This window comes from Collinsella bouchesdurhonensis (assembly GCF_900155365.1).
GTDB classification, from domain to species: Bacteria; Actinomycetota; Coriobacteriia; order Coriobacteriales; family Coriobacteriaceae; genus Collinsella; species Collinsella bouchesdurhonensis.
The window spans coordinates 186,088-209,776 of the sequence record NZ_LT699738.1 but is presented as its reverse complement, the minus strand read 5'-3'; the positions used below and the strand labels follow the sequence as shown (position 1 = coordinate 209,776).

Sequence of the window (23,689 nt, the reverse complement as noted above, 5' to 3'; positions counted from 1 at the left end):
CCATGGGGTACCATAAAGACATTTGTGTTTATCTTCGAGGAGGCTTGTGTGTCTTCATCTTTGTATAGCGATAATCAAAACGATGTCGATGCGCTGGCGCGTCGCATCGCTGCTCTCACCTCGTTGAGCTCCAAGCAGGCAGCTGTTATTTCGCGCGGTCTATTGGGCCGTAAGGTCCTCAAAATCAAGTCGAGCTCACTGGGCGGGCTTTTCCGCTCGATCGATAAGGATATCGATACCAAGCGTCTACGCGATGAGTTTATCAAGTCGGGGCTTATCGAGCGCATCGATGAGACCGGTGTCGACGGGCGCCCTGCCATCTATTCGATTTGCGCAAAGGTTTCCGAGCTTATTATTGTTGATGGCGCCGAGGATCTGAACGATGGCTTTGACGTCGAGGAGGAGCCGGCGCCTGTCGAGACGTTGGCTGCTGAGGCTAAAGACGCTGGACAGGCTGCACCCGCAGCGGCGGCGTGCGGGTCCGAGAAAGATTCTGGATCAGCGAAGCCCGCGGTACCTCGAGCCGAGGATACCCGTCGCGACCAGGAATTGCCCGCCACCGCGCCTTCCGAGGCAGCTCAAAAGGAAGAGCAGGCAAGCCCAAACGATACGCCAGCGCCCTTTGTCTCGAAGGTGGGCCGAGGAGCGCGTGTACATCGTCGCACGCAGGACAAGAAAGCATCACGGGATACCCGGGACACTTCCGTCGAGCAGCCAAGGCTCGCCGAGCCGAAGGCCCAAGAGCCAGAAGTTCACGCCATGGGACCCAAAAAGCAGCAGCCGCAGGCTCAGGATGCTCCGTCCGCTCCTGCCGAGAAAAAAGCGCTCGTTCCCAAAGAGCCAGCCGTTTCAAAGAAAGGCGCAGCATTTAAGCAGGCGGAGGCAAATCGCGGTCGCGTTGCTTTTGCCGAGCGAGATACTCAGCGAAAGCATGAGGACGCTAAGGAGGGAGAGACTCGCTCTTCGGTAAAAAAGGAGACTCCTGCGAACAGGAAGCGAAAGGGAAAGCCCGGGCGTTCCGAGGCGGTCAAGTCGTCTCACAAGCAGGATTCGCCTTCGACTCAGACAACGGGGGCTCATCGCTCGAACGATTCCGTCCGGCCCGAATCTCGCTCTATCGTACGCGTGATTCGAGGGCAACTCGCAAAGGTGGCAACCGTGTTGCCGCTTTCTGCTGTTGCGCACGGCGATCGCGTCCAATATGCCAAGATTACGTGCGTTGACAATCGTCCGATGGCGAAGACCGCCGAGCGCGAAAACGGTCATCAAAACGCCAAGCAGCAGCTTGCGCATGATTTTGAGGCCATTACCACGTGGATCGAGCAAACGGACGGCATGGATACCCCGTACGCCTCGCGTCGTCAGCGCGCCTTTGAAATTTTTAACGATGAGAAGGCCTTTGATGGTAAGCGCGGTGAGCGCCTGTTCAAGCGCCTGAACGACCGCGGCGTTAACGTGGCAGCGCTCAAGATTACGCCCCAGCGCCCGTATCATTTCACGAGCTTCTTTGGCATCGGTGCCAATAAGCCGTTCATCATGGTCGAGAATATCGATACGTACGACGAGATCGCGCGTCTGCTGCGCGGCAAATCGTCGGTCAAGCTTTTTGGCGTGCGCGTGAGCGGCGTAATTTTTGGCAGCGGTTGCAAGGCGAGCGTTTCGCATGCGTTGGACGATTATCTGTCCGATATCGGCTATGGATACGACTATGTGTACTATGCGGGCGATATCGACCGCGAAGGCGCGCGCATCGTCGAACAGGCCCGTGCGGCAAACAATACGAAGATTCGCATGCACGCGGGTATGTACAAGGCTATGCTGGCGGCTCACAAGCGTCGTTTGAAGGACGGTCGCGGGGTGGAGCATGCATCCGAGAATCAGGGCGTGCCGCAAAATCTCGCACGCGCTATCGCCGACCTGCCCATGGTCACGCGCGTGCAGTTCCGCAATATCTTGCGTGAGGGCGGCCGTATCCCACAGGAGATCCTAACCTCGGCCGATTATCGCGACTCAAGCTCCGGAAGCCTTGACCGCATCCTCAACAGCTAAGCAACGTGACAAAAAGTCGACAGGTTTATTTTGTTACATTTTCACAATTCCTTCATAAAAGGCGTCCGCACTGCGAACCGAGTTGCAGTGCGGACGCCTTGACTTTTGCTATCGAGAGCTATCGAGGCTCTATCATGCTGAGCGAGATTTTCTTGCGATCACGGTCGACTTTCTCGACCCACACGTCAACGGTGTCGCCTACGCGAACAACGTCGCTGGGGTGTTTGACAAAGCGATTGGCCATCTTAGAGATATGCACCAGACCGTCTTGATGCACGCCGATATCGACAAACGCGCCAAAGTCCACGACATTGCGCACCGTGCCTTTAAGTTTCATGCCCGCCTCCAGGTCATCGATAGAGAGGGCAGAGCGGCTAAAGACAACTTCGGGGGCGTCGTCGCGAGGATCACGGCCGGGCTTTTTGAGTTCGTCGATGATGTCGATGAGCGTCAAGATACCGCAACCGAGCTCTCCGGCGATCTCGCCGATGCTGCCTACGCGGCGTTCGATGTCGGGGATTCCGCCGCGCTTGAGCTCATCGGCTTTAACGCCCGCACGCTTGAGCACCTCGTTGGCAACGGCGTAGCTTTCGGGGTGGACGCTTGTTGCGTCGAGCGGATTTTTGCCATCTGCAATGCGTAAGAATCCTGCAGCGTTGAGATACGCCTTGGGGCCGAGCTTCGAGACCTTCTTGAGTTGCGCGCGGTCGGTGAAGGGGCCGTTCTCCTCGCGGTAGGCAACGATGTTGCGGGCAACCGTTGGCGTGATGCCGGACACATAGCCCAGCAGGCTTGTGCTTGCGGTGTTTACATCGACGCCCACGCGGTTGACAACGTCTTCTACAACATTGCCCAGCGAGTACGAAAGCTCGGCCTGGTCGAGGTCATGCTGATACTGGCCAACGCCAATGGACTGGGGCGGGATTTTGACCAGCTCGGCAAGGGGGTCTTGCAGACGGTGACCTAGGCTAAGGGCGCCGCGCACCGTGACGTCAAGATCGGGATATTCCTGGCTCGCCAGCTCGGATGCCGAGTAAACCGACGCTCCGGCTTCGTTGACGATGGTGTAGCGAAGCTCGGGTGCCTGCTCGGCGATGAACTCGCTCACGACCTCCTCGGTTTCGCGGCTTGCCGTGCCGTTGCCAATAACAATGGTGTTGACCTTGTCCTTTTTGACCAGGCGAGCCAGCTCGCGTTTGGTGCCGGCGACGTCGTGGCGCGGCTTGGTGGGGTAGACGACGCCGTGGTCGAGCAGCTTGCCGGTCTCGTCCATGACGGCGACCTTGCAGCCAGTGCGGTAGCCGGGATCGAGTGCCAGCACGCGTGCGCCGCGAACCGGTCGAGCTGAGAGCAGGCCTTCGAGGTTTTTTGCAAACACGTTGATGGCGTCGGTTTGAGCGCGCACGGTGAGCTTGGCGCGGGCCTCGCGTTCGAGTGAAGGCGCCATGAGACGTTTGTAGCCATCGGCGATAGCGGCGTCGAATATGGGGGCGAAAACGCCTTGCCGACGCGGCCAGCGGCTTCCCAGGCGCGAAACGGCTGCCTGGTTATCGACGTTCACGCGAACCCGTAGCTTCCCCTCTCGCTCACCGCGGTCGATGGCGAGAACACGGTGGTTGGGGATGCGACGCAGCGGCTCATCGTAGGCATAGTAGGGCTCGTATGGGGTCTTTTCGGTGGGGTCGGTCGCCTCGACAACGATATCGGCGGTGTTTTGGGTGAAGGCGCGCAAGTCGGCGACATTCTCGGGGTCTTCGGCGACAATTTCCGCCACGATATCGGAGGCGCCTGCGAGGGCTTTTTCGGCGGTATCGAAGCCGGCTTCCTCATTGATGTATGCTGCGGCTGCCTCGATGGCCGAGCCACCGCCCTTGGGGTTTGCCTGCATAATGATCATGTTGGCAAGCGGCTCGAGTCCCGCCTCGCGGGCCTTTTGGGCGCGCGTCATGCGCTTCTTGCGATAGGGTTTGTAGAGGTCCTCGACACGCTGCAGCTGCTCGGCTTCGCGAATCTGCTGCTCCAGCTCGGGCGTGAGTTTGCCCTGGGCATTGATGAGCACGATGACATCCTCTTTGCGCTGCTCGAGATTGCGCAGGTAGCCCAGGCGTTCGTTGAGTGCGCGAAGGGCGACGTCGTCCATGCCGCCGGTCGCTTCTTTGCGGTAGCGGGCGATAAAGGGGATGGTGTTCCCCTCGTCGATGAGCTTGACGGCTGCGTCGACGTCGGTGACTTTAAGATCGAGCTCGCGAGCAAGTTGTGCGATGAGATCCATGGGACTCCTAGCGTTCGTTGCTGCGTTTGAGCAATGGGGCAACAAGAATACCATTGCGCGCGACGTCGATGGTTTAGGGCAATTGCTCTTTGGCGGCTCTTCAGAATACTATGAGCAAACTGGCCGTTGCAGAAAGCAGGGCATTTGGCGTGAGTCTATTGGCCACCGCACCTGCTCAGGCTATCTCTTTGAGAAAAAGGCGGTTAAAAAACGATCATAAGGCCCCTGTTTCTACAAACTTCCTGATTTCAGTAGCAGTATTGCATTATGCGGAGTAGACGGGTCTTTCGAGCTCTATTTATCTGGGATTTTCTAATCAAAATAGTGCTTCTAATTGTAAAAGCGCCAGATTGCTACTGAAATCAGGAAGTTTTGATTTGCTCAAAGGGTTTTGGGCTGAAAGTCGTTTGCTCAAGGGCCGTACGGGAGATATCGACTTGCCAAGAGTTGCAACTCCAAACAAAAAGCCCCGGCGCCATGGCCGGGGCTCAATAAGACAAGGGCTGGGGTAGAGGGATTCGAACCCCCGTAACCGGCACCAAAAACCGGGGTCCTGCCGCTGGACGATACCCCAATGCGGACGTGCTGCTATCGCAGCCTGTCTAGTTTACCTAATCACTCAAGGCAGCGCAAACGCCATCGAGAATACGCACAGCAAGGGTTTGCGCATCGCTTGACGTGAACGTGCCGTTGTAGCACGTAAGGCCGGTGAGTTCGATACGCAGGTGCGCGGGTTTGGATGCAGCTGCCTCAAAAGCGGTGCTAATGCGCTTGGCAAGGTTGTTGCACTGGGCGAGCGTAAGGGTCGGGCGCGGCTCGGCGTTCTCTGGGAGCTCGTCGCTTGCGAGCTCAAGAACCAAATCCATGCCCTCGGGAGCTTCGCCCTCGCTGAGCACCATGCCACTGTTTTCCGTTGTGGCCGAGGCGATATTCCACATGCGCGAGGCGATGTTGCGGGCGATGGCGTCCTGTCCGCTTACGGCGATGCGATAATGCTCAAGCACATTCGCGGCGCGCGCAAAGCCGGTACGCTCTTCCGCCTCCAGCACAGAGGGCTTTCCCTCCCATACGTGGCGCAGGCGATCGATGTAGCGAAACGTGTCCTGGAAGGCCATGCCATCGGCAAACAGGCCGACATTTTCCTGGAACTGCTGCAGGGCGTTTTCGGTATGCGGGCCAAAGTAGCCATCGACATCGCCGCACCCAAAGCCTAGGGCGTTCAAAGCTTGCTGCAAAGCGACGACATCGGCCCCGTGGAAGTTGGGAAGACGCAGGTAAAGCGTGCGATCGCCCAGTTTATACGAGGCGTCTACCAACGCGCTCCAGCAGATGATGTCAACGTCGCCCAGGGCGTCGAGGCCCGAGGTGACGCGAAACGACGCCACGGCGCGCGCAGTCGTATCTCCGTAGAGCTTCTGCGTGTATTCCTGTTCGTCGATGGTATAGCCCAGGCCAATCAGGCGCGTTTGAATATCTTCAACTGCGGGTCCCTGCATGCCCTTTGTAATCGGATCCAAGAGAACCCCTTTCATATGCAATATGGCGCGTGCCGCCTGTGGGCGGTCCGCGTTCAAAGTTACCCATCAGTGTATCAAGTTAACGAGTTATGCGCTAAGTCGCACGACATCTGCAGCCTACGCACGCAAAACCATAAGTGTCCGCCCGGCGCGAGCCTGACAAAACGCTCGGTCACCCTTTACGTTCCCTTGTTGTTTGTCCCATAGCCTAAAGAAGATACGCCAAGAAAGGAGAAACGCCATGAGCGACGCATGGGGCGAGGTATTGACGATGGACGACGGCACGAAGGCGGACGTTGTCCCGTTGCTGGAAGACCGTGCTGCTTTGGCGTCTATCGCGCTGTTCGGTGTACTGGCTGCTGCTCTCGTTGTCTTTTACCTTTAGTTCAGACGCTCGACAAAGAAATCCGCCATGCCCAAAAGCAGGTCCTTGCACTGAGGGTCGAGTTCGACGCTTTCCAGCGCGGCTTTGGCGTGGGCGGTAAGATCGAGCGAGTATGAGTGCGCATATGCGATAGCGCCCGTACGCTCGAAAATCTGAACGGCGCGGTCCAGACGATCGGGATCGGTGGTTCCGCTTGTGAGGATATCCATCAGCTCGTCGTGGGAGGCGTCATCGGCATAGTTGAGGGCATGGACGGCCACCAAGGTACGCTTGCCTTCGGTGATGTCGCAGCGAAAGTCCTTATTGCGTGCTTCTTTTTTACCCACCAGGTTGAGCAAGTCGTCTTGAATCTGGAACGCCAGGCCGGTGTGAAGGCCAAAGGTGCGCAAGGCAGAGATCTGCTCCTCGCTGCCGCCGCCGATGATGGCTCCGCAGGCAAGTGGAGTGGCGCCGCTGTAAAACGCCGTTTTGTGTGTGGCCATGGCGAGATAGTCTTCGATGCTCAAATCAAAGCGGCCGTCGCGTACCCAGCCCAGGTCCAGCGCTTGGCCTTCGATGGTTCGTGCCGTCATGGAGGTGAGCTCTTGTATGAGTCGCACCTTGAGGGGCGCGTCGAGGTCGGGATCGTTTGCCACGGCGGCGCTAACGAGCATGAGTGCGTAGTCGCCGCAGTTGATGGCGATGCCCTCGCCCTCGGTGATGTGCAGGCACGGCTCGCCGCGACGGAGCTGTCCGTTGTCGGCGATGTCGTCGTGGATGAGCGCTCCGGTCTGGAAATGCTCGATTGCGGCGGCGCAAGTTGCCGCGCGGTTCCAGTCGCCGCCTACCGCGCGGCAAGCGAGCATGCAGATGAGCGGCCTATGGCGTTTTCCCGCGTTGGCCGAGTAGTGACCGAGGGGCGCATACAGGTATCGCTCGATATCGGCGCTATCGGTCTGGTGGCGAAAGTACGTGTCCAGATAGGCGTTGATCTCGTTGAGGTGGGCGCTTAGGAACTCAGTGAAGGAACTCTGCACGATAATGCTCTTTCGGGTGAAGGGTGCTGGTCGCTAACGGGTGGAACAAACAAAACGTGGGGCAAATCCCTTGCACGGAATTTGCCCCACGCCAAATGTGATTGATTACTCGGCGTCAGCGAAGCCGTTGGGGTTGCGGGACTGCCAGTTCCAGGAGTCGCGGCACATGTCGGCGAGGTTGTACTGAGCCTTCCAGCCCATCTCGCGCTCGGCCTTGGTGGCGTCGCACCAGTTTGCGGCGATGTCGCCTCCGCGACGCTCACGAATGACGTAGGGGAGTTCTTTGCCACAGGCTTTGGAGAAGGCACGAATCACGTCGAGAACCGAGCTGCCGGTACCAGTGCCCAGGTTGAACACCTCAACGCCCTCGCGGCCGTTCATCCAGCGCAAGGCCGAAACATGGCCGGAGGCAAGGTCGCACACGTGGATGTAGTCGCGCACGCCGGTGCCATCGGGGGTGGGGTAGTCGTTGCCATACACTTGCACGGCCTCGCGCTTGCCCACGGCAACCTGCGCCACATACGGCACCAGGTTGTTGGGGATGCCTTTGGGGTCCTCGCCGATAAGGCCCGAGGGATGTGCGCCGATGGGGTTGAAGTAGCGCAGCAGCACGACGTTCCACTCGGGGTCTGCCGTGTGGAGGTCGGTAAGGATCTGCTCGATCATCCACTTAGTCCAGCCATAGGGGTTGGTAGCGCTCTTCTTGGGGCTCTGCTCGGTGAGGGGCAGGCTGTCGGGGTCGCCATAGACGGTGGAAGAGCTGGAGAACACAATGGACTTGCAGCCATGGTTGCGCATGACGTCTACGAGCACCAAGGTGTTCTCGATGTTGTTGTGATAGTACTCGATGGGTTTGGTCACCGATTCGCCCACGGCCTTAAAGCCGGCGAAGTGGATCACGCGGTCGATGTTGTGATCGGTAAAAATCTTCTCCATGGCATCGCGATCGAGCACGTTTGCCTTATAGAAGGTGAGATTTTGCGCCTTCTCGTCCCCAACGATCTGACGCACGCGCGATACGGCGACCTCACTTGCATTGGAAAGGTCATCGACGATAACGACCTGGTAGTTGCAATTAAGCAGCTCGACAACGGTATGGGAGCCGATAAAACCAGCGCCGCCGGTTACCAGCACGCAGGTATCCTGCGGCTCGAGCATTTGGGACATAAAGTCTCCTTTCGGAAATGGTTGTCGTGCAAATCAGTATAGAACACTGGCCTATGCGTTTTGCGAAAGTGGGGTAACCGCTGCGTTATGGCATGAAAAAACCGGCCGCAGAAGCGACCGGTCGAAAGGCGTAGCAGCGGGTTTGGAGGGTGGCGTTAGGACAGCACGATACCCTTTGCCCAGCCCCAGCGGGGCGTGACGGTGGAGTTGTAGAAGTTGATCCAGTAATCGGCGCTGCAGGTTCGGATATAGCCGATGTTGTCCATAACGGTCCCGCCGCCCACGTAGATTCCCACGTGGCCGTAGATGGCTCCCGCGCTCGTAAAGGGGTGCGAGGAGACGGCGATGATCATGCCGGTCTTTAGATTGCTGCGATTGGAGCTAAAGCAGTAGTTGGCATACATGTCGCAGGCGTTGCCCGGTACGTTGCCCAGACCCGCGTTGCAAAAGACGTCTGCCACCCACCAGGCGCACAGTCCGGCACCGGGCGAGGGGGTGTGCTGTGCCCAGTAGACGACCTTCGAGGCAGAGCCTGTTCCACCGCCGCCCACGCCGGCGCTGCCGGAGCCGCCACCGGAGTTGCCACTGGAGCTGCCGCCTGATTGCTGGGCCTTCTTCGCTTCTTCTGCGCGCTTGCGTGCTGCCTCTTCGTCACGCTGGGAGGCAAGCAGCTCTGCGTCGCGCTTCGCCATGAGTTCCTTGACGTCGGAGTCCAGGCCATCGAGAACGGTTTGAACCTCGTCCTTCTTGGCGCTCATCTCGTTGAGCTTTTGAGTTTGCTCATCTTTCAGCGCCTCAAGATCGCTCTTTTGATTCTCGAGTTCTTCTTTCTTCGAGGCAAGGTCGTTTTGAATGTTCTGGATTTCGCCGATGGTCGCGCGGTCGCGATCGTTCATCTTGTCGAGGTAGTACACGTTCGAGATGAGCTCATCAAAAGAAGAGGAGGAGAGCAAAAGGGTGAGTGTGTTGTTGCCTCCGTTCTTGTAGCTTTCGCTCACGCGAGCGGAAAGGGTGCCCTGCTTTTGCTTGAGCTCTTCTTGCTTTTTCTCGATTTCTGCCTGGGTGGCATCGATATCGTTTTGCACCGACTCGATGTTGCCCATGGTCTTGTTGAGCTCCTCGGCAAGCGCTTGGTATTCGCTGGCGATTGCGTTGAGCTGAGATTGGACCTCGTTGTACTTTGCTTGGGCGTTGTTGAGGGCATCGGTGGTTTCTTTGGTTGCCGATGCAGCCGAGGCGGTGCGGGGGATGCCATAGAGCACGGCGGCGGTAACGGCACCGAAAGCGAACTTGAGCGCCTCACGGCGTGTCATACCGTACGAGATATATGAAGTGGATTTAACGTACTTGGCGTTGGCTCGCGTTCCATTGCCAGTGCGCGGATGCTGTGACATATGTTCTCCATTGATTGTTCGTGTATATGTCGAAAGCGCTATATGTGTATTCAGGATAGCGTATTTTGAGAGGTGCGTTAAGTTTTTCATCAACCGTCAACGCGGTATAGCATAAAGGGGCTTGCGGTATAGTCTAGGCAGTCCATTAAGACCCAAGGCGGTATACCATGCATGAATTCGACGATTGTTTTGACACCAATTTTCTATGCGTCCTTGCATCGATTGTGGGCGAGGACGGCGTGCTGATGGCCGAGCCCATGCGCGATCACACGACGTTTAATATCGGCGGTCCCGCGGACGTGATGATTTTGCCGCGTACGCGTGATGAAGTGGTCCGCGTCCTTGATATCTGTCTGACGGGCGGCATGCCTTGCGAGATCGTGGGCAACGGGTCGGATCTTTTGGTGGGAGACCGCGGGCTGCGCGGGGCGTGCATTCTTCTGCGTGATAACTATAGTGACATGACGGTGGCCGGCAATCGTATCCGGGCTGCGGCAGGAGCGCTTTTGCGCGACGTGGCGCTTACCGCTGCCGACGCCGGGCTTTCGGGATTAGAGCCCCTATGGGGCATTCCCGCTACAGTGGGCGGCGCCTGCTTTATGAATGCCGGTGCGTACGATTCCTGCACCGCAAATGTGCTGGAGTCCGTGGAAGTCTATGTCCCCGGCGCTAAGCTGGAGGATGGCTCCCGCGCGAGCGGACAGGTTCGCACGGTTCCTATTGCCGAGCTTGGCATGGGGTATCGCAAGAGCCGCGTTCATGACGAGGGGTGGATTGTGCTCTCTGCGACGTTTGCCTTGACGCCCGACGATCCGGATATGATTCGCCGCGCGATGGATGAGTATCAGGCACGTCGCGAGGAAAAGCAGCCGCTCGATATGCCGAGTGCCGGCTCGACTTTCAAGCGCCCCGAGGGTTATTTTGCCGGAAAGCTCATCATGGATGCCGGCTTGCGCGGTGTTCGCGTCGGTGGCGCCCAGGTGTCCGAAAAGCATTGCGGTTTTGTGGTCAATGCCGACCATGCCTCTGCCGCCGATGTCTGCGCCCTGATTGAGCATGTGCAAAAGCAGGTTAAAGATCAGTTTGGCGTTGACCTTGAGCCTGAGGTGCGCCGTATCGGTGAGTTTTAATCCACGGCGATGAGATTTTGCGGCGGGCTTGATTGCGCCTTGCCGCATGCCGAGCCCCTGCATCTGCGCCTCCAAGCAGATACAGGGGCGTTTTAATCGCGAAGTCATACGATGACCTGTACTGATGGCATTGCTGCCGCCATAAAAAGCGGGCGCATCCCGTTGGGAATGCGCCCGCTGCTCTCGTGATGTAAAGGCTGGCTTATTCGCTGGGGCCAGTCGAGATGTAGAGGATGATCACCGTGCCCGCAGGTTGCTTGCCGCCGGGGCTGTACTTAATGACGTTGCCAACTTCGACCGAGCTGCTTGACTGCTGACGCGGATCATACTTGAGGCCTGCGTTGGCAATGGCTTCCTCGGCGTCTTCGGCCGTCATGCCCGTAAGGCCCAGGGAGTCGACGTCGACCTCGTCACTCGAGGTGTCCTTGCCTTCGGAAATATAGATGGTGACCGTCGAGCCCTTCTTGGCGGTGCCGGTGGGGCTTTGCTTCATGACGTAGCCCTTGGCATACGTATCGCTGGTGCCGCCGCTCTCGACATTCACGCTAAAGCCGGCGTTGCTCAGCGTGTTGGTAGCGTCACTCTCGGTCTTGCCTACCACGCCGGGGACCGAATCGGTCTCGGGGCCCGAGGATACGACGATGTCGACCTTTGAACCCTTGTCGACCTTCTCGCCAGCCTTGGGGCTCTGATCGACGATCTTGCCCTCGTCGGCATCGTTTGCCTCTTGCGTGGTGCTGCCTACGGTGAGGCCGGCATTCTCAATGAGTTTCTTTGCTTCGTCAAGATCCGAGGCATTTGAAAGATCGGGAACCTCAACTTGGTCAATAGGCTTCGAGCCCTTGGAGATCACGATGTCGATTTTTGAGCCAGCGGCAGCGGTCTTGCCTCCGTCCGGCGTTTGCTCGCAGACCTGTCCCTCGGGATATTGGTCATTGTAGCTTTGATTCACATTGCCGGGCTCAAAGCCGCTGCTTTTGATACTGGCAACAGCCGCTTCCTGCTTCATACCCAAAAGGTTGGGTACGCTCTTTTGGTCTCCACCGTTTAGAAAGCCCGAGACGGCAAAGACTGCGATGGCGACAAAGGCGACGATTGCGATGGCGATGGCAGCGATCTTACCTTTGCCCATGCCGTGCTTCTCATTGTCGTAAGAGCTGGTATTGATCTGATTGTTGGGTCGAATCACGGGATTCGATGCCGTGTCGCCGGGGGCGGTGGGGCGCACCATGGTTTGCGTCTTGTCGCCCATGCGCATTGCCTCGGTTCCGCCAGCGCCCGCCATGCCGGCGATGACGCGGGTGGGCTCGGGCACATCTACGGCGCGGCCCGCAAGGTAGGAGTTGAGCACCTGGCGCAGCTCGTCTGCCGTTTGGAAACGATTCGCCGGGTCTTTTTCCATGCACTTGAGGATGATTCGCTCAAGATCGCCGTCGACATTGGCGTTGATCTGGCTCGGCGGTACGGGAAGCTCGTTGACCTGCTTGAGGGCGACGGAGATGGCATCGTCGCCGTCAAAGGGAACGCGGCCTGTGGCGCACTCGTACATCACCACGCCGAGCGAATAGATATCGGAGGTGGGGCCGAGCTCCTGGCCGCGCGTCTGCTCGGGACTTACGTAGTGGGCGGTGCCCAAGACGTTGTTGTCCTGAGTGAGGTGGCTGTTCTTTGCGCGGGCAATGCCAAAGTCCATCACCTTGATGTTGCCGTCGGGCTGCACCATGATGTTTTGAGGCTTGATGTCGCGGTGGATGATCTCGTGCTTGTGGGCAATCGAGAGCGCGCCGCAGATCTGCGAGCCGATCTGCGCGACCTTCTTGGGGTCGAGCGCGCCGTGGCTGCGCACGCCGCTCTTAAGATCGGTGCCGTGAAGCAGCTCCATCACGATGTAATAGGTGTCGCCATCCTTGCCCCAGTCGTAGACGCCTACGATGTAGGGGCTCTGCAGGGCTGCTGCTGCCTGGGCTTCTTGCTTGAAGCGCGCGGCGAACGTGGGGTCTCCTGCATACTGGGGCAGCATGATTTTGACCGCTACGGCACGGTTCAAAACCTGGTCTTGAGCACGGAAAACCGTGGCCATGCCACCGGTTCCGACCTTCTCCTTAAGGAGGTACCTTCCTCCCAGCAAGCGCTGTTGCTCCGCCATTCTTACTCCTCACACTTCAAATGCATCGAATGCATACTATTCATATACCATCACGCGCCTTGAACGGCCAAGGCTACTTTCAAAACCTGGCTCGCAAGTTCTGCGGCACTGGCTTCGCCGCTGTCTTCGGTGTAATCCTCCAACATGACCGAGATGGCCACGGTAGGCGTGTCATAGGGGGCAAAACCGATAAAGACCGAGTTGATGTTTCCCGATCCGATCTCTGCGGTGCCCGTCTTGCCGGCTACCTTAACGCCGGAAACCTGAGCAACCTGTCCAGTACCGTCTTCGACAACCTCCAGCATGGCTTCCTTGACCTTAGCTGCGGTATCCGAGCTAATTGCCTGGCCAAGCGAGCGCGACTGGGTGGTTTTGACCACTGTGCCCTCGGGGGAAAGCGTCTGCGCAACAACATAGGGCTTCATGGCGATGCCGTTGTTGGCGATTGCGGCGGCGATCACGGCGTTTTGCATCACCGTGGTCTGAGGGCCGGGGGTGTGGCCTTGTCCAACAGGCTGGCCGGCGCCTGCCCAGGCAAGCTCCCATTCCGTCATCGCGCCGGCGTCGGGAATGATCGACTCGGCGGTGCCAAAGTCTTGGCCAAGCGACTGCCCGTAGCCGAATGCACGCGCATACTGTGTAAGGGTGTCGGCGCCGATATCGGTGGCTAGCTGGCCAAAGACAACATTGGAAGAGAGCGCAAAAGCGCGCTCGAGGCTTACGGTTCCGTAATTGGCGTTGAGGTGGTTGGTGACATCGGCGTCGCCGATTTTCATGGACGAGGGCGACTCGAAGCTTTGGTCCAGGGTTGTCTTGCCCGAGTCGAGTGCTGCGGCGAGCGTGACGACCTTGAAGGTCGAGCCCGGCGTGTAGAGCGACTGGGTGGAACGGTCCACGAGCGACCCCTGGGATTCGTCATTGGTGCCCATGAGGGTTTCGACATTGGAATTGTCGTAGCTGGGGGCACTCGCCTTGGCAAGCACGGCGCCGGTGCGCGGGTCGAGCACCACGATGGCACCCTTCTTGCCAGCAAGCGCCTGTTCGGCGGCCTGCTGAATGCTCGAGTTGATGGTGAGCTTCACGGTGTTGCCGGGCTGGGTGATGCCGGCAAGCGAGTTGACGGCATTCTTCCAACTGGAGTAATCGCGCGATCCGGTGAGCGTGTCGTTCATCGACGATTCGATGCCGGTGGAGCCGTACTGCGTGGAATAGTAGCCCACCGTGTGCGCGGCGAGGTTTCCGTTGGGATAGGAACGCGAATAGGTTCCGTCGGCGTTTTGGACCGATTCAGCAAGCGTCACGCCATCGGAGGTGATGATGGAGCCGCGCTTGATATAGGCGGCGCGCATGATCGTGTGGTTGTTGCTGGGCATGCTCTGGATGTTCTTGGCCTGGAACACCTGGAGATAGGTGAGATTGCCAATGAGGATGGCAAACAGGCCGGTGAAGACGAACACTGTGACCGTAAGGCGCTTTGCCAGCGCAACGCGGCCCAGTACGCCGGATTCGGGCGTGTCAAGCAGGCGTCGACGCATGCGCGAATTGGGACGAGCGTGCGATCCGGCGGTGGCACCGGTGCTGGCCGTGAAGAAGCGGGTGCCGTTTTTGCTGGTGGGAGCCCCTGCAACAGCGCTGTCGGGAAGGGCGGTGGAGACGCCTGTGCCCGCAAGCTCAACGCTGCGACCGGTTGCCTCGTCGCCTGCGCGCATGAGCAGTGCCACAATGACAAAGCTCGCAAGCAGGGAGGAGCCGCCCTGACTCATAAAGGGCAGGGTAACACCGGTAAGCGGGATGAGTTTGGTTACGCCGCCCACGATCAAGAACGCCTGGAACGAGATGGCGGCGGTGAGGCCCGTTGCCGTGAAAGCGGCAAGGTCGGACTTGGCGCGTGCGGCGGTGGTGAGGCCGCGCACCGCGAAGAGCATAAAGGCAAGAAGAACCGCGGCGCCGCCAAGCAGGCCCATCTCTTCGCCAATGGCGGAGAAGATGAAGTCGGATTCGACGATTGGGATGAGCTTGGCGAGGCCCTTACCCACGCCCACGCCGGCCAGTCCGCCGTCGGCCAGGGAGTAAAGCGACTGTACGATCTGATAGCCCTTATTCTGCGCGTCTGCAAACGGGTTGAGCCAGATTTGGAAACGCACTTGCACGTGGGACAGGAAGTGATAGGCGCCCACGGCTCCGATTGCCAGCAGGAAAAAGCCGATGATCACGTAGGAGACACGGCCGGTTGCGGCGTAGAGCATCATCAAAAAGATGGTGTAGAACAGCAGTGCCGAACCCAGGTCGCGTTCGAAAACAACGACCAGAAGGCAGATGCCCCACACCAAGAACAGCGGGGTGAGCAGGCGCAGGCGCGGAATCTTGAAGCCCATGATCGAGTGGCTGGAGATGGAGAGCAGCTCGCGGTTCTCGGAGAGGTAGCCGGCCAGGAACAAGACGATGAAGACCTTGGCGAACTCGCCGGGCTGGATGGTAAACGAGCCAATGCGAATCCACAGCTTGGAGCCGTAAATCTCGGTACCGATAAACATGGGCAGGATGAGCAGCAGGATGCCGATCGCGCCAAACGTGTACTTATAGCGCTTCACGATGTCGAGATTCTTGACCAAAGCAAGCGTGATGACCATGAGCGTGATGGACACGAACAGGATGATCAGCTGGTTCATGGCAAGGCTCGGTGCCAGGCGCGTGACAAAGGTGATGCCGATGCCCGAGAGGAAAAAGACAATGGGCAGAATCGCCGGATCGGCGCCGGGGACAAAGATGCGCGCGGCGATGTGCGCCGCGGTGAAGGCGGCGAACAGGCCGATGGGTACGGCAAGCGTCTGGAATGAAAGCGTGGCTCCGGTGCCCGTGACATAGAGTGCATACAGAAGCGTTACCGGGAACGCGGAAGCGATGAGCAAGAAAAGCTCGGTGTTGCGGCGGCTTCCCATCATGCGCCTCCTTTGGTGGTTTGAGTCGTATCGGTCGTATCGGTTGGAGTGCCTGTGGCGGAACTATCGGCGCCGCTCGAATCGGTTTCCCCCGCGTTGGCGTCTGCGCTCTTGCGAATCGTCTCGGCGGTGAGCACCTGTTCGGTTTCGGCGGCATCGATTTGTGCACGGTATTCCGAAATCGTATTGCGCGCGTCCTCGAGACTATCTTGCGGAATGCCTTCTTCAAGACGGTTGCGCGTATCGTCGGGCAGGTCTGAGAGCTTGACCGACGTGGTGTCTTCAATGTGATAGAGCTTTATGCCCAAAAAGTCGGCATGGATGCCGGTATAGATCGCTACGGTATCGTCGCTGTTCACGCCCAAAAACACGGAGCGCGTGATAGACACGGCGGCAACGATGCCCGAGAGCACGAGCGCGGCTACGAGCGCGACCAAGGCGATGATGAGGTTACGGCGGCGCTTGCTGATGAGGGTTTTGATGCGCCCGTCGTCCACCACATCTACGACGACAACGGTCACGTTGTCTCCGCCACCTGCTGCCAGGGCTGCGTCCACCAGATTGTCAGTGCAAATCTGTGCGGTCGAGGACTGGGCGGCGATGGTCTCGATATCGCCGTCCGGGACCATGCTCGATAGGCCATCGGAGCACAGGATCAGGCGGTCGCCCTCTTCGATGTTGAGCTGGAAATGGTCTGCGTACATGGCGGGGTCGGAGCCGAGTGCGCGGGTGATGACCGAGCGATTTGGGTGCGTGCGCGCCTCGTCGGCGGTGATTTCACCGGCGTCTACGAGTTCCTCGACATAGGAATGATCACGCGTTACGCGGATGAGGGTGCCCTCATGCAGCAGGTAGGCGCGCGAGTCGCCCACGTGGGCAATGGCGATGGTGGTGCCGTCGATATAGGCGCAGGTCGCGGTGCAACCCATGCCCGATTTGCCCAAGCCGTTCGCTGCGGCTTCGATGATGGCGGCGTTGGCGGCCTCGACCGATGCCGCGAGAAGCGCGGGGTCGGCAGCGTTCGGCGCCGTCTTCGCGATGGTTTCCACAGCAAGCGAAGATGCAACTTCGCCCGCCGCGTGTCCGCCCATGCCGTCGCAGACGCAAAAGAGCGGCGACTGCACCAGATAGGAATCTTCGTTATGGGAGCGCACGCAGCCCACATCGGATCGTGCTCCCCACATGAGCGTGGTGGTGGTTCCGGNGTGGGCCGGGGGCGCGGGCTCGTCATCGGGTGCGGCGTCGGATGCGTCGGGCGCCTGCTCCGGGCATGGCTCTGCAGGAGCCTCGGCGCTGGCAGTGGGGATGACGGAGACCGGGGCAGCGTCCTTTTCGGCCAAATCGATGTCTTCATTCAGGATGTCGACGGCAGCGGCGTGCGTGGCGGCGTCTTCGTTCAGGATATCGAGGGCGGCGGCGTGCACGGCGGTGCGGTCGGCATCGTCGGCTGGTACGGTGTCCTGCGGAGCATCCACAGGCTCTGCCATGTGCGCTCCCACTGTGGGAACATCGGCGTGTTCGACAGGGGAAGGCGCCATATGGGCAGCATGCGCCGCTGGCGTGGCGGCATCGTCGCCAAGACCAGTATCAGCTTCGAAAGAGAAATTGTTCTCCTCGTCGATCATCGGCGATTCACTTTCATCACGACATCGCCGATTTGCACCTCATCGCCTTCGCGCAGGGTGGCAGGCTCGGTGAGTGTGCGGCCGTTGACGAGCGTTCCGTTCAAGGAGTTGAGGTCCTCGATCACGAGGGCGGGACCTTGGGTGGTGAAACGTGCGTGCGATGCCGAGACAAAGGGCTCGTTAATGCAGATATCGGACGAAGGCGAGCGGCCCACGATTACGGGTCCAAGCATGTCCACGTGGATGCCACGGATGCCGCGAGGGCCCTTGTCGACATCGATGGTCCAAATTGCCGAGTCACGGCGTTGACCGCGGACGAGACCAACGCCGGTCTTCATGACGGCGAACAGGAAGATATAGAGCAAGACGACGAGGACGATGCGCCCCGTGAACAAGATCAGGTCGATCATGAGCTGCTCCTAGCTTCTGAACTCGAAGTTGCTAAGACCAAAGGTGAGCAGGTCGCCGTTGCGCAGCGGGCAGCGCGTGATGCGGCGGTTGTTCACAAACGTGCCATTGGTGGAATTGAGGTCCTCGATGGACCAGTCGGAGCCCGTGAAGGTGAGTTCGGCATGGCGGCGCGAGACGTTGGGGTCGCGAAGGATCACGTCGGCGGCGGCGCGCTCGCGGCCAATGATGCAGTGTGCCGCGTTGACCTCGAGGGTTTCGCGGGTCACGACATCGATAAGCTGGGCCAAAGGCTGTGCGGGAGCCTGGTTTGCGCGTGCGTTTGCCATGTTGGCGGCGATGCTTGCCGCGGCGCCGATCGCACCGCCGGTTGCGGCTGCTCCGCCCATGCCGGCGATTGCCTCGCGCGTTACGGTTTGCGGCACGGGGATGGGCGCTGCAGGATCGGGCGGGTTGGGGGCAAACGGATCGTTTTCGACGGCTGCCGGGCTGGGCACCTGTGCCACGGGACGCGAGGCGGGGGCAGGCTGGATGGGGTTTTGCTGCGGCACGGGAGCGGGCTGGACGGGGCGCGGCGTTTGCTGCTGGCGCGGCATCGGTGTCGACATGCCGTTTTGGTACGCGCGCTCTTCCTCGTACAAACGTCCCAGCGTGGGGGCATCGACGTTCTCGGCAAAGACGGAGAACTTGCCGCCCTTAAGAGAGGGGTCGATCATAAAGCGCACCAGGGGCTCGCCTACAAAGGTGTAGCGCTTCTTCTCTGCCTGAGCCTTGACGAACTCGCTCACTTCGCGCGAGAGCTGCGGGTAGTAGGGGGCCATCAAAGGGTCGTCGTCATTGGCAATCAAGATCGTATAGAGTGCCGGCGCGGTGTTGACGCCATTGACCACAAGCGTCTGATCTTCCATCTCGTGAGCCGCCTGCTTGGCGAGCTTCTTGAAGGAAAATGGTGCGCGGGCGGCACCGAGGATGCCTGCCACGTGGTCTTCGAAGGTGTTCAGAAACTTCACGTACGATCACTCTTTCGACGGGCCGTGTTCATAGCCAAATAGATACATGTCAATCCAAACAATTATAGAGGATACGATTCCGGCTCCAAATGCATTTGCGATGTTCTCGGGGCGCAAGCTGGCAATTTCCATAGGGTGCGCAAGACAGAGGGTGCCGATGGCGAGGACGACCGGGCAGACTTCGGCGAGCAAAAAGAGCAGGCGAGAGCCCTGTTTTTGGTAATTTGACCACCCGCGGTCAAACAAATATGAGAGCCCCGCCGCCCCTGCAGCGCAAATGAGGGCAGGGACGATAAAGGACACATCGAGAAGTCCTCGGGCCAGCATATCGGCTCCAAGGACTCCGCCTGCCGTGCAAGCGAGAAGCGACAGCCTTCCTAAGATCATGCCGAGCGCACACGAGATTCCCGCCTCGGCAGGCGACGCGAGGTACGCGGCCAGGCAAGCCCCGACAAGACAGGCATCGGTCGGCAGTGATGGCGATGCGGATAAGGCATAGGTCACGACGAGTGCCGTTGATGCATGGCGCGAGGTGCGTCCCCATACGAGCCACCACGATGTTCCCAATGCGGCGATGAGCGCGAGGGAGGGCAGTGCGGGGACGAGGGGGGTCGAGTTGACAATTATGGTGAAGAGCCCGGCTGCAAGCAGGGCCGAGCCGATCTGAGGCGCGGCGCCGCCAGCGGCCCCGATGACGATGGCAGAGAGGGCGGCAGGAGCCTGAGCCAGGCCCATGGCGTGCAGGATGGCAAAAGACGGCCAAGCGACGCCGAGGCCCGATGCGATGACGCCCAGCAGCAATCGGGCTTGAGGGTATCTGGTTCCCAAAAGGCCTTTTGCCGGATCGGTTACGGTGGGCTCGTCGTCTTGAGTCGGCTCCACGGGGTCCATCTCGTCGGAAGTCATGCGCGCGATCATGCGTGCGAGGCTCTTTTTGCCCTGACGCGCATTGCCCATCTCCGATAGGAACGCCTCGGCAAAGTCGTCCGCGCGAACGGGTCGGGATTCCGGTGCGGGGGAGAGCGCCTGCAAAAGCGCGTGCTCCGCAGATGCGGGGATATCGGGCAAAAGCTCGCTGGGCGTCTCGACACCAGCTTCGATGCGCTTGAGCGAGTCTGCGGGAGACGCGGCGACAAAGGGCTTGCCGCCGCAGAGCGACTCGTAAAGCACGCAGGCAAGGGAGAACAGGTCGGAGCGCTCGTCCACTACAGACCCGTCGAGCTGTTCGGGCGACATGTATCCGATGGTTCCGCCGCGCGCTCCGCCCCAACCCGCGGCGCTCGTGAGGCACGCCATGCCAAAATCGGCCAGTTTGACGTGGCCGCTGTGGTCGATGAGCACGTTTGCCGGCTTGATATCGAGGTGCAGCACGCCGTTTTCGTGCGCGTAGGCAAGCGCCTGACATAAGGAGTCCGCGATGTGCGCCTCCTCATCGTACGTGAGTGAGTGGCCGTCGACTTGAGCGAGGAACTCCTCGAGCGAAAGTCCGTCCACGTATTCCATGACCAAGTAGGCGAAGGAGGCATCATAGGTGAAATCGATGACCGAAACGATGTTGGGGTGCTGCAGCATACTTGCGGTGCGTGCTTCGGCAAGCGCTGCGGCGGTGGAGCCTGCCGGTGCGGGCATGCCTTCTGCAACAAGGGGGATGCGCTTGATGGCGACGCGTCGCTGCAGGCGCGAGTCGAGACAGATCTCGACGCTGCCAAAACCTCCGGTTGCGCGCGTCTCGAGCGGGCGATAACGACGCAGGAGGGTTGCAGCACCGTTTTGCTGCGGGCTATGTTGCGAGAACAACGGCATGAAGTCACCTAATGCGTTTGGGTTTTGGTTCGCACGGGGTACGTGCGGGTGTCATGTTTGCCGTTAGTTTAGCACGGCCGCTATGGGTGCGGCGTCGCACGACACGGTAGAATAGGGCCCGTAATCATTTGAGTTGAGGAGCACCCATGGAATCGCTCTACAGAAAATATCGCCCTCTCACCTTTGATTCCGTTGTGGGGCAACGGCATATCGTGTCGACGCTTGAGCACGCGGTGGCGGAGGGTCGTCTGTCGCATGCGTACTTGTTCTGCGGCCCGCGCGGCACGGGCAAGACCACCATGGCGCGCATTCTCGCCAAAGCCCTGTTGTGTCAGCAGGCAGAAGGGGCTCGTGCCCAGGGCGCATCGGGCTGCATGCCCGACGGAACATGTCCTGAGTGCGAGGCTATCGCCGCGGGGACGCACCCCGATGTCTACGAGCTCGACGCGGCTTCGCGCACCGGCGTCGATAATGTGCGCGAGGAGATTATCAATTCGGTGAGCTTCGCCCCTGTGCGCGGCGCCTACAAGGTCTATATCATCGACGAGGTCCACATGCTCTCGCCGGCGGCGTTTAATGCTCTTCTCAAGACGCTTGAGGAACCGCCTGCGCATGTGGTGTTTATCCTATGCACCACCGATCCGCAAAAGATCTTAGAGACGATTCTTTCCCGTTGCCAGCGTTTTGATTTCCACCGCATCTCGATGGAGGATATCGAGGGCCGCCTACATTACGTGTGTGAGCAGGAGGGCTTTGAGTGCGACGAAGAAGCTTTGCAGATCGTTGCCCGCCATGCCCGCGGCGGCATGCGCGATGCTCTTTCCACCTTGGAGCAGCTTTCTGTTTTTGGCGACGGTGCTGTGCGAGTGGGCGATGCTCGCTCCCTTTTGGGCGAGGCTTCGGGCGCGATTCTCGCGCAGTTTTCGAAGGGTATCGCCACACGCGATGTTGCGACGCTCTTTGGACTGGTTCGCACGCAGGTCGAAGAGGGAAACGACTTGCTGGAGGTTACACGCGATCTTGTCTCGCACATGCGTGATGTCTACACGGCGCGCGTGGCGGGTACCGCTCCCGAACTTTTTGATTGCCCCCCAGAGAACATTCCCGCCTTGGGCGAGGAGGCGTCTTGCTTCGAGACATCCGATCGCCTTGCGCGCATTCTTACCGTGCTGGATGATGCCGCTATCGAGATGCGCAATGCTTCCGATCCGCGTCTGGTGCTCGAGATCGCCCTCACGCGTCTTTCGCGTCCCGAGAGCGATTTGACGCTCGAGGCTTTGGCCGAGCGCTTGGACATGCTTGAGACAAAGCTGTCCTCTGGTTCCTTTGCGGCTCCCGCTACTTCGTCTTCTGCGCAGAATCGTGAACAGAAGGCGGTGCCGCAGGCTGCTGCGTCGGCGAACAGGCCGACTTCGAATACGGCGGCGCCTTGGAACAATCCGACGCCTGCGCCTCAGCCCGCTTTGACGCAGACGGCGCCAAAAGCCGCATCTGCGTCTCAAGAACGATCCGCCTTCTCGGTTCCCACCGCGCCTGCACATCGGCCGGCGTCTTCTGCTTCACAATCTGCAGCGCAGCCAGCGCACAAGGCTGCCCCCGCACCCGCCCCTGCTTTAGGGCGATCCGCTCCAAAGTCGGCGCCACAGCAATCTACGGTGGCAAAGCGTGCCGTCGCCGACGCCCCCAAGACCCCTGCCGTGGAAGACCAGTCCGATCTTCAACGCAAATGGAATGAGGTTGTGAAGCGCGTGACGGCGCAAAAGGCTTCGCGCGGGGCATTGCTGCTCCATGCTCGCGCGCAGTCCGATGATGGATTGCGTTTGACCATTGAGCTTCCTGCGGGTTCCGTCTTTGCCATGAAGATGTTGCAGCGAGCAGATTCCTGCGAGGCTATCGTGCCGGTGGTTTGCGAGGTATTCGGTTCGCGAACCGTCGAGTATGTAATGCCCGGCGCGCCTGCGCCGCAGCCGACGTCCGCGGCGCCTTCCCAACAAGATCTTGCGCCCGCTTCCGCTCCTGTGCCCGAGGTATTCGAGCATCCGGTGCCGCCTGTCGCTGAGCCCGCTGCCCCAGCCGCTGGGTCCGCTGCTCCCGCCATCGTCGCGTCAAGATCGCCGTTCCAGCCGCCCGCTTCGAGCGCTGCTCACGCAGTCCCTGCAACGCCGGCTCCGGCTTCGCAGCCGATTGCGCCCGCGGTTGCTCCTGCTACAGAGACCGTGGCCTCCGGTGCGGTTCCGACAAGCGATACCGACGAGCGTGCCCCTTGGGAAGGTGAGCAGGTTCCCTATGACGATGCCATGATCGGCGAGGCCGACGCCGAGGAGCCTCCCTTCCAAGAGCCCGCCTCCGACCCTGCAGCTTCGCCTTTTGCAGTACCCGCACCGGCGCCTGCCGAACCCGCTTCGTCGCCTCAGGTTGATGAGACGTCTGTTTCTGTGCCCGCCGTCGAGCCGGTGCGCTCGACTCCGGCGCCGAGTTCGCCTTTTGCCGCGAGCCCGTTTGGCAACGTGATGGAGCAAAACCTGACGCCGCAGACCGTCGAGGAGGGCAAAAACCTGCTCAACAGCGTTTTTGGCGAGGGCGTTGTCTTCAAGCCCGTCGACAATTAAGCGAACGATATAGCGAACGATAAAATCGCGCCCGGCTATGCATCGAGCATGGCCGGGCGCGCTCATAAGCAACGTGCTGCCGTGAATGAGTGGCGGTTTTCGTTATTCTTTTCCTACTGCCGTGAATGAGTGGCGGTTCTGTTCTTCTTTTCCGCCGCACCGACCTCTGATAATCGGCGGCTTTTCATTCGTTTTCGAACGAGTGGCGGTTCTGCATAC

16 protein-coding genes and 1 tRNA gene are annotated in these 23,689 nt (G+C 59.7%); 5 read left to right on the top strand and 12 right to left on the bottom strand.

Annotated elements, in window-relative coordinates:
• Window positions 1-48 precede the first annotated feature (48 nt).
• Window positions 49-2,049: a hypothetical protein gene (locus BQ9843_RS01560; protein ID WP_075843602.1), complete on the top strand. Its 2,001-nt coding sequence runs from the start codon at window positions 49-51 to the stop codon at window positions 2,047-2,049.
• Window positions 2,050-2,167: 118 nt separating this feature from the next.
• Here the strand turns inward: BQ9843_RS01560 and BQ9843_RS01555 are convergent, their stop codons facing one another.
• A complete protein-coding gene (locus BQ9843_RS01555) occupies window positions 2,168-4,321 on the bottom strand; it encodes a Tex family protein (RefSeq protein WP_075843601.1) in 2,154 nt (717 codons plus the stop codon).
• Between BQ9843_RS01555 and BQ9843_RS01550 the strand changes: the two genes are divergently transcribed.
• Window positions 4,320-4,541 (top strand): hypothetical protein, encoded by a 222-nt coding sequence (locus BQ9843_RS01550; RefSeq protein WP_075843600.1) that lies wholly within the window; start codon window positions 4,320-4,322, stop codon window positions 4,539-4,541. The two genes, BQ9843_RS01555 and BQ9843_RS01550, sit on opposite strands and share 2 nt — an antisense overlap.
• Window positions 4,542-4,824: 283 nt before the next feature.
• On the opposite strand, the gene BQ9843_RS01545 is transcribed toward BQ9843_RS01550, so the two are convergent.
• Window positions 4,825-4,895, bottom strand: a tRNA-Gln gene (locus BQ9843_RS01545).
• Window positions 4,896-4,932: 37 nt separating this feature from the next.
• On the bottom strand, window positions 4,933-5,838 hold the full coding sequence (locus tag BQ9843_RS01540; protein ID WP_195906593.1) for a peptidoglycan-binding domain-containing protein: 906 nt from the start codon (window positions 5,836-5,838) through the stop codon (window positions 4,933-4,935).
• A 241-nt stretch (window positions 5,839-6,079) separates the two neighbouring features.
• Between BQ9843_RS01540 and BQ9843_RS08700 the strand changes: the two genes are divergently transcribed.
• A complete protein-coding gene (locus BQ9843_RS08700; protein ID WP_154665537.1) occupies window positions 6,080-6,223 on the top strand; it encodes a hypothetical protein in 144 nt (47 codons plus the stop codon).
• Here BQ9843_RS08700 and BQ9843_RS01535 read toward each other — a convergent pair.
• The 3 genes from BQ9843_RS01535 to BQ9843_RS01525 form a co-directional block, all read right to left on the bottom strand.
• Window positions 6,220-7,239 carry a polyprenyl synthetase family protein gene (locus BQ9843_RS01535; RefSeq protein ID WP_040219788.1) on the bottom strand — a complete coding sequence of 340 codons (1,020 nt, stop codon included), beginning with the start codon at window positions 7,237-7,239 and terminating at the stop codon, window positions 6,220-6,222. The genes BQ9843_RS08700 and BQ9843_RS01535 overlap by 4 nt on opposite strands.
• A 105-nt stretch (window positions 7,240-7,344) precedes the next feature.
• Window positions 7,345-8,406, bottom strand: coding sequence for a UDP-glucose 4-epimerase GalE (gene galE / locus BQ9843_RS01530; protein WP_075843599.1), 1,062 nt, complete (start codon window positions 8,404-8,406; stop codon window positions 7,345-7,347).
• 155 nt (window positions 8,407-8,561) lie between these two features.
• A complete protein-coding gene (locus BQ9843_RS01525; protein WP_230205533.1) occupies window positions 8,562-9,800 on the bottom strand; it encodes a coiled-coil domain-containing protein in 1,239 nt (412 codons plus the stop codon).
• Window positions 9,801-9,967: 167 nt separating this feature from the next.
• Here BQ9843_RS01525 and murB point away from each other — a divergent pair, with 167 nt between their 5' ends.
• Complete coding sequence (gene murB / locus BQ9843_RS01520; RefSeq protein WP_075843598.1) at window positions 9,968-10,930, top strand: UDP-N-acetylmuramate dehydrogenase; 963 nt, start codon at window positions 9,968-9,970, stop codon at window positions 10,928-10,930.
• A 202-nt stretch (window positions 10,931-11,132) separates the two neighbouring features.
• Here murB and pknB read toward each other — a convergent pair whose 3' ends face one another.
• The 6 genes from pknB to BQ9843_RS01490 all read right to left on the bottom strand — a co-directional run bounded on the left by pknB (window position 11,133) and on the right by BQ9843_RS01490 (window position 20,861).
• Complete coding sequence (pknB, locus tag BQ9843_RS01515; RefSeq protein ID WP_022387627.1) at window positions 11,133-13,076, bottom strand: Stk1 family PASTA domain-containing Ser/Thr kinase; 1,944 nt, start codon at window positions 13,074-13,076, stop codon at window positions 11,133-11,135.
• 50 nt (window positions 13,077-13,126) lie between these two features.
• Window positions 13,127-16,015, bottom strand: coding sequence for an FtsW/RodA/SpoVE family cell cycle protein (locus BQ9843_RS01510; protein ID WP_075843681.1), 2,889 nt, complete (start codon window positions 16,013-16,015; stop codon window positions 13,127-13,129).
• Window positions 16,015-17,199, bottom strand: coding sequence for a Stp1/IreP family PP2C-type Ser/Thr phosphatase (locus BQ9843_RS01505; protein WP_075843680.1), 1,185 nt, complete (start codon window positions 17,197-17,199; stop codon window positions 16,015-16,017). Before BQ9843_RS01505 ends, BQ9843_RS01510 begins: the two co-directional genes overlap by 1 nt.
• A gap of 437 nt (window positions 17,200-17,636) precedes the next feature.
• Window positions 17,637-18,050, bottom strand: coding sequence for an FHA domain-containing protein (locus BQ9843_RS01500; protein WP_022387630.1), 414 nt, complete (start codon window positions 18,048-18,050; stop codon window positions 17,637-17,639).
• Between the two features lie 9 nt (window positions 18,051-18,059).
• Window positions 18,060-19,058 carry an FhaA domain-containing protein gene (locus BQ9843_RS01495; RefSeq protein WP_075843597.1) on the bottom strand — a complete coding sequence of 333 codons (999 nt, stop codon included), beginning with the start codon at window positions 19,056-19,058 and terminating at the stop codon, window positions 18,060-18,062.
• Between the two features lie 6 nt (window positions 19,059-19,064).
• Entirely contained in the window at window positions 19,065-20,861 is a 1,797-nt protein-coding gene (locus BQ9843_RS01490) for a serine/threonine-protein kinase (RefSeq protein ID WP_075843596.1), read from the bottom strand.
• 146 nt (window positions 20,862-21,007) lie between these two features.
• Between BQ9843_RS01490 and dnaX the strand changes: the two genes are divergently transcribed.
• Window positions 21,008-23,470 carry a DNA polymerase III subunit gamma/tau gene (dnaX, locus tag BQ9843_RS01485; protein ID WP_075843595.1) on the top strand — a complete coding sequence of 821 codons (2,463 nt, stop codon included), beginning with the start codon at window positions 21,008-21,010 and terminating at the stop codon, window positions 23,468-23,470.
• Window positions 23,471-23,689 lie beyond the last annotated feature (219 nt).

Bases quoted from the DNA above. Each gene is read 5' to 3' on its own strand.
- BQ9843_RS01550 (WP_075843600.1), top strand. From the start codon at position 4,320: ATGGGACTCCTAGCGTTCGTTGCTGCGTTTGAGCAATGGGGCAACAAG.
- BQ9843_RS01555 (WP_075843601.1), bottom strand. From the start codon at position 4,321: ATGGATCTCATCGCACAACTTGCTCGCGAGCTCGATCTTAAAGTCACC.
- BQ9843_RS08700 (WP_154665537.1), top strand. From the start codon at position 6,080: ATGAGCGACGCATGGGGCGAGGTATTGACGATGGACGACGGCACGAAG.
- galE (WP_075843599.1), bottom strand. From the start codon at position 8,406: ATGTCCCAAATGCTCGAGCCGCAGGATACCTGCGTGCTGGTAACCGGC.
- BQ9843_RS01525 (WP_230205533.1), bottom strand. From the start codon at position 9,800: ATGTCACAGCATCCGCGCACTGGCAATGGAACGCGAGCCAACGCCAAG.
- murB (WP_075843598.1), top strand. From the start codon at position 9,968: ATGCATGAATTCGACGATTGTTTTGACACCAATTTTCTATGCGTCCTT.
- pknB (WP_022387627.1), bottom strand. From the start codon at position 13,076: ATGGCGGAGCAACAGCGCTTGCTGGGAGGAAGGTACCTCCTTAAGGAG.
- BQ9843_RS01510 (WP_075843681.1), bottom strand. From the start codon at position 16,015: ATGGGAAGCCGCCGCAACACCGAGCTTTTCTTGCTCATCGCTTCCGCG.
- BQ9843_RS01505 (WP_075843680.1), bottom strand. From the start codon at position 17,199: ATGTGGGGAGCACGATCCGATGTGGGCTGCGTGCGCTCCCATAACGAA.
- BQ9843_RS01500 (WP_022387630.1), bottom strand. From the start codon at position 18,050: ATGATCGACCTGATCTTGTTCACGGGGCGCATCGTCCTCGTCGTCTTG.
- BQ9843_RS01490 (WP_075843596.1), bottom strand. From the start codon at position 20,861: ATGCCGTTGTTCTCGCAACATAGCCCGCAGCAAAACGGTGCTGCAACC.
- dnaX (WP_075843595.1), top strand. From the start codon at position 21,008: ATGGAATCGCTCTACAGAAAATATCGCCCTCTCACCTTTGATTCCGTT.